This is a genomic window from uncultured Citricoccus sp. (assembly GCF_937871995.1).
In the GTDB taxonomy this organism is placed as follows: domain Bacteria; phylum Actinomycetota; class Actinomycetes; order Actinomycetales; family Micrococcaceae; genus Citricoccus.
In genome coordinates this window covers 1-5,334 of sequence record NZ_CALMQR010000074.1, presented here as the reverse complement: position 1 = coordinate 5,334, position 5,334 = coordinate 1, and the positions used below count along the sequence as shown (strand labels likewise).

The window sequence follows — 5,334 nt, the reverse complement described above, 5'->3', positions numbered from 1 at the left end:
TGCACCACGCCCCTGCACCACGCCCCTGCACCACGCCCCTGCACCACGCCCCTGCGCCGCATCCCTGCACCACGTCTCCGCACCGCATCTCTGCGCCGCACCCGGGGTGCCCTCGCGGACCGGCGCCAGGGCATCCGTGCGGACCAGCGTCCCGAGCACGGGCGCGGACCGGCGCCCCCAGGGGACGCGAGCACTTCCCCCGCCTGCCGGGCTGGCCCACAATGACCGCATGAGCCGGGGACGATGGATCGTCGCGGCCCTGGTGATCGCACTCACGGGCTGCGAGGCGGGGGCGCCGGACGCAGACAGGGAGCCCGATCCGCCGCCCGCGACCCGTGCGCCGTTCGAGGACCCCGGGGACGCTCCCGGGCCGGGGCTCGGCGTCCCCACGCCGGAGGGCGCCGACACGAGGTCGCGGCGGTCCTCCGGCACTCCGACCCCGCACGTGCACCAGACCGCCCAGGGGACCTGTGACGATCTCGGGTCGGCACAGGCGCTGCGGCTGTCCACCACCGATCCGGCGGGGAGGGGGATCCTGGACGAATGGGATGCGTGCCTGCGCACGGACACGACGCCCGCCTACACGTGGCTCCACAACCGCACCGGCGCGGTGTGGATCCTGCGCACCAAGCCCTGGGACGCGGTGCAGGAGCACCGGCCCGGACGCACCCGCCTGGAGACGCTCCAGTCCGGGGTGATGCACCGGACGGCCCAGGAACGGGGCAAGCCGTCCAACGCCTCGGCCTTCATCCTCCCCGGGGAGTCGATCTGGATCACCGCCGATCCGGGCACGATCACCGCGCAAGTGGACCTGCCCCTGACCGTGGCGTGGGCCGGAGCGGGAGAGATCCTGGCCCGGCTCGACGATTACGGCCAGCGGCTGCTGACCGAGGCCATGGACCGGCGTGAGTCCGGACCCAGTGTGACCGTCGCCTGTGTCCTCGCGCTCTACGACTACGCCCTGCGCAGGACGGACCTGTACGCGGCCGACCTGCAGGACATGCTCCGGGACGGCTTCCAGGACATCCTCGCCGACGAGGAGTGCGCCGAACCGGCGCGCGAGACCATCATGGGCCGCCGGGGCCGGACCGTCTCGGTCCTGGAGGACGTCCTCGAGGTGATCCCGGACTCGGCGAGCACCCTGGAGCAGATCAGCAGTGCACTCGAGCCCTACCGGCGGGTCTACGGGACCATCGCCGTGGAACCGGCGACACCTGGCGGCGGGGAGTCACGCTGACTGGGGTTCCGCGACCGGTTCCCGGTGTCGGCGGGGGTTCAGCGGGCAGGAGGGGATGGCGTAGCGGCACAGCAGGACCGCGGCCACCACGCCGGAGCCCAGGACGCCGACGATGACGCCTGCGGGGGAGGGCAGTTCCTGGACCAGGACGAAGACGCCCATGGCCAGCACGAAGAAGCCGAAGCCCTCGCGCAGGACGTTCTCGGGGATGATCCCGGTCAGCTTCGCCCCGATCAGCGAGCCGACGATCGCGGCGGCGGTCACCCCGGCCACGAGCCCCCAGTCGAGCTGGACGCTCGTGAGGTAGCCGCCCAGGCCCGCGAAGGACTTCATGGCGATGACCACCAGGGACGTCCCGACGGCGGCCGGCATGGACAGCCCACCCAGCAGCACCAGCGCGGGCACCACCAGGAAGCCGCCCCCGGCGCCGACGAGCCCGGTGACCAGGCCGACCACCAGGCCCTCGAGGACGACCTTGACGACGGGCAGCTTCTTCGCCTCGTCCCCGCCGGAGGAGGGGGCCTTCTTCCGGCCCCGGATCATGGCGGCCGCGGTGGCGACCATCATCAGGGCGAAGGCGATCATCAGCACGGTGCCGGGGACGTGGCCGCCCAGCAGCCCACCGCCGAAGGCGCCAGCCATGCTCGCCACTCCGAAGACGAGGCCGGTACGCCACTTCACCCTCCCCTTGCGGGCGTGGGAGACCACGCTGACCAGCGACGTGGTGCCCACCACGAACAGCGAGGCGGCGATCGCCTCCTTGGCGGGAAGCCCGGCCACGTAGGTGAGGATCGGGACGGTGAGGATGGACCCCCCACCGCCCAGCAGGCCGAGGGAGACCCCGATCAGCACCGAGAGCGCGAGGGTGACGATGAGCGTGACGGTCATGGATGGTCCTTGGGAGTAGTCCGGGCGGGGCTGGGAAGGAAGGGGCCCGACGGCGGCGCGGAGGGGGGAGGGGTGCGCCGCCGCCGGGCGGTCTGGGTCAGCCCGCGGAGGGCAACTGCTCGATCGCGGACTGGGCGGTGGGCTCGGAGGCCGTCCTGTTCCAGGGCATCTTGGCCAGGACGTTGCCCATGGCGCAGGTGTTGGTGACGGCGGAGAAACTCAGCCCGGCGCCGATGGCACCGGCGAGCATGCTCACCTTGGGGGAGACGAGCTTCCCACCCAGCATCCCGGCCAGCACGAGGGAGCCGGCGGCCATGCGGACCTGGCGCTCCAGGGACCAGCGCTGGGCGCCGCGCACGACGTCCCCGCCGGCGGCCTCGAAGGCGGGGACGCCGCCGGTGAGGACCGTGGCCTTCTCCAGGCCGGCGGTGTTCAGCCGGGTGCGGGCCTGCCCGGCGCGGACACCGGACTGGCAGACCAGCACCACGTGGCGGTCCAGGCGCTGGGCGAGCTCGTCGGCGTGCTCGGACAACAGCGGAAGCGGGACGTTGTAGGAACCCTTGATGTGCAGGCCCTCGAACTCCGCGGCGGAACGCACGTCCAGCACGATCAGGTCATATTGGCGGTCGATCCACTCACGCAGGGTCGGGGCGTCGACGTCGGTCAGGGCGGGGGTGGGGGAGGTCAAGAGGCTTCTCTTCCGTTCGTCTGGATATGACTCCATGAGTCTGCCACATACCCCCGAGGGTATGCAACACACCCCGGGGGGTATAGAATGACGGAGACTGATATCCCCCCACGACCCGAGGAGCACCTCATGGAACTCGACACCACCGAGCTCAAGCCGGTCCTCAACAGGCTCAAGCGAGCCCAGGGCCAGCTGGCCGCGGTCACCCGCATGCTCGAGGAGGGCCGCGACTGCAAGGACGTGGTCACCCAGCTGGCCGCCGTCTCCAAGGCGCTGGACCGGGCCGGTTTCGCCATCATCGCCACCGGCCTGGAGCAGTGCCTGCTCAAGGAGGACGGCTCCATGGACAAGGCGGACATGGAGAAACTCTTCCTCTCCCTGGCCTGATCCACCCGGACCGCGCGCCGGTCCCCGCATCCACGCCGAAGGCCCCCGGTGCATCGAGACGTCGATGCACCGGGGGCCTTTCCGTGCGCCGGGGTGCCCGCGGGCGGCTCCTGCGCACGGAGGGGGGGCGGGTGCGCAGGAGGGGCGCCCTGCGGGGCGCCCCTCCGTGTGTCGTGCTGTCAGCCCACCGGTTGTCCGGTCAGGCGCTGACCGGCTCCTGGGCCGTCGCGGAGGTCTCCGGCTGGACCCCGGTGCGGCGGGCCCACTCGGACCAGGCGCTGAAGCTGCCGTCGAGCTCGACGACGTCGTGCCCGGCCCGGCGCAGGGCGCTGGCGGCCACCGAGTTGCGCACGCCGGACTGGCAGTACGTCACGATGGTGCCCTCGGCGGGCAGCTGGTCCTGGTGCCACAGCACGCGGCCGGCGCTCAGCTGACGCGAGCCGGGGACGTGGCCGTCGCTGTGCTCGGTCTTGTTGCGCACGTCCAGGACCAGGGCGGCGTCGAAGCCCTCGAGCTCCTCCGGCTGGATGATCCGCGGGGTGGTGATCGGCAGGCCCTGGATTCCGGTCACGTAGCCGGCGACCTTGTCGATGCCCACGCGCACCAGGTGGTCCCAGAACTGCTGGGCCTGCTCCTGGTCCTGCGCCAGCAGCACGAGCGGGCGGTCGTCCTTCTCCGGGTCGTAGGCCCAGCCGCCGTAGGTGGCCATCTTGCCCGGGGCCGGGATGCTGATCGAGCCGGGAACGGTCCCGGCGTGGACCTCGTCCACGGGGCGGGTGTCCACGAAGGTGACCTTGTCCTGCTCGAGGTCGCGGGCAACGTCCTCGATCGCCAGCTCCTGCAGCGGGGCGCGGTCACCCATCACGGCCGGGCCGTCCCGGTTCTCGCGCTTCATGCGGCCGAAGTAGGCGTGGGCGTCGGGCTGGCCCTCGAGCAGTTCGTCGATGAAGCCCTGCTCGTCGTCGTTGGCGACGTACTTGCCCCACCAGGCATAGAGGCGCTCGTAGCCGACCGTGGAGGAGGGGATGGCACCCAGGGCCTTGCCGCAGGCCGAGCCGGCGCCGTGGGCCGGGTAGACCTGGACGTGGTCCGGCAGCGTCACGAACTTCTCCTTGAGGCTGCGGAACAGGTCCTTGGCACCGCCGAAGCGCGTGTCCACGCCACCGGCGGCCTCGTCCAGCAGGTCAGGGCGGCCGAGGTCGCCGGAGAAGACGAAGTCACCGGTCAGCATGTAGCCAGGCTGGTCGCTGAAGGCCCCGTCCGTGACGAGGAAGGACAGGTGCTCGGGGGTGTGGCCGGGGGTGTGCACGGCCTGGACGGTGATGTTGCCGATCGTGATCTTGTCCCCGTCGTGGAGCAGGTTGGCCTCGAAGCCGTAGGTCCAGTCGGGGCCGCCCTCGCCGGAGACGTACATCTCGGCGCCGGTCTTGGCGGCGAGCTCACGGGTGCCGGAGAGGTAGTCGGCGTGGATGTGGGTCTCGGTGACCGCCACGATCTCCATGCCGTTCTTCTCGGCCAGCTCCAGGTAGGGGGCGAGGTCGCGGCGGGCGTCGACCACGACGGCCGTGCCGTTCTTCTGGCAGCCGATGAAGTAGCTGGCCTGGGCGAGGTCCTCGTCGTAGATCCGTTCAAGCAGCATGGCGTCTCCTTCGTTGGGTTCCAGATACCCCCTCGGGTATCCGTTCTGAGTCGAGAGTAATACCTCTGGGGGTATCCCGCAAGTACCTCGGGGGGTATCCCGATCATGCGATATGCTGTTCAACATATACCCCCTGGGGTATATTCCGGTAGGTGCCGACGGACGTGTCCGGTCCACCTCCGACCCTATGACCCTCGAGAAGGAGAACTCGTCATGTGCCAAGCGGTGACCTGCAGGAAGTGCGGCAAGACCACGTGGGCCGGTTGCGGCAACCACGTCGACCAGGTGATGAGGAACGTGCCGGTGTCCAACCGGTGCACGTGCGACCAGAAGGCAATCGTCGATGCGCGGGCGGGCGGTTCCGCGGGCGCCGGCTCGGGCTGGCTGAGCAGGCTGTTCGGCCGCTGAGCCGCTCATCCGGTCCGGCGCTGACCCCCATCCATCAGCGTTCGATCCGGCCGTGGCCCGCGCTCACGGCTCGATGACCACCTTGCC

The 5,334-nt window shown here is 70.9% G+C and carries 6 protein-coding genes; 3 read left to right on the top strand and 3 right to left on the bottom strand.

Annotated features, from left to right (window positions below; genetic code table 11):
• Positions 1 to 229 precede the first annotated feature (229 nt).
• The gene (locus Q0283_RS09025) at positions 230 to 1,237 is read left to right on the top strand and encodes a hypothetical protein (RefSeq protein WP_298044292.1); all 1,008 of its coding nucleotides are present in this window, start codon (positions 230 to 232) and stop codon (positions 1,235 to 1,237) included.
• On the opposite strand, the gene Q0283_RS09020 is transcribed toward Q0283_RS09025, so the two are convergent.
• Positions 1,229 to 2,125 carry a sulfite exporter TauE/SafE family protein gene (locus Q0283_RS09020; protein ID WP_298044291.1) on the bottom strand — a complete coding sequence of 299 codons (897 nt, stop codon included), beginning with the start codon at positions 2,123 to 2,125 and terminating at the stop codon, positions 1,229 to 1,231. The genes Q0283_RS09025 and Q0283_RS09020 overlap by 9 nt on opposite strands.
• A 97-nt stretch (positions 2,126 to 2,222) precedes the next feature.
• Entirely contained in the window at positions 2,223 to 2,813 is a 591-nt protein-coding gene (locus Q0283_RS09015; RefSeq protein ID WP_298044289.1) for a rhodanese-like domain-containing protein, read from the bottom strand.
• 129 nt (positions 2,814 to 2,942) lie between these two features.
• Between Q0283_RS09015 and Q0283_RS09010 the strand changes: the two genes are divergently transcribed.
• A complete protein-coding gene (locus Q0283_RS09010) occupies positions 2,943 to 3,200 on the top strand; it encodes a metal-sensitive transcriptional regulator (protein WP_183529143.1) in 258 nt (85 codons plus the stop codon).
• Between the two features lie 199 nt (positions 3,201 to 3,399).
• Here Q0283_RS09010 and Q0283_RS09005 read toward each other — a convergent pair whose 3' ends face one another.
• Complete coding sequence (locus Q0283_RS09005) at positions 3,400 to 4,839, bottom strand: rhodanese-like domain-containing protein (protein ID WP_298044287.1); 1,440 nt, start codon at positions 4,837 to 4,839, stop codon at positions 3,400 to 3,402.
• A 213-nt stretch (positions 4,840 to 5,052) separates the two neighbouring features.
• On the opposite strand from Q0283_RS09005, the gene Q0283_RS09000 reads away from it, so the two are divergent.
• Positions 5,053 to 5,247 carry a hypothetical protein gene (locus Q0283_RS09000; protein WP_183529139.1) on the top strand — a complete coding sequence of 65 codons (195 nt, stop codon included), beginning with the start codon at positions 5,053 to 5,055 and terminating at the stop codon, positions 5,245 to 5,247.
• Positions 5,248 to 5,334: the final 87 nt, after the last annotated feature.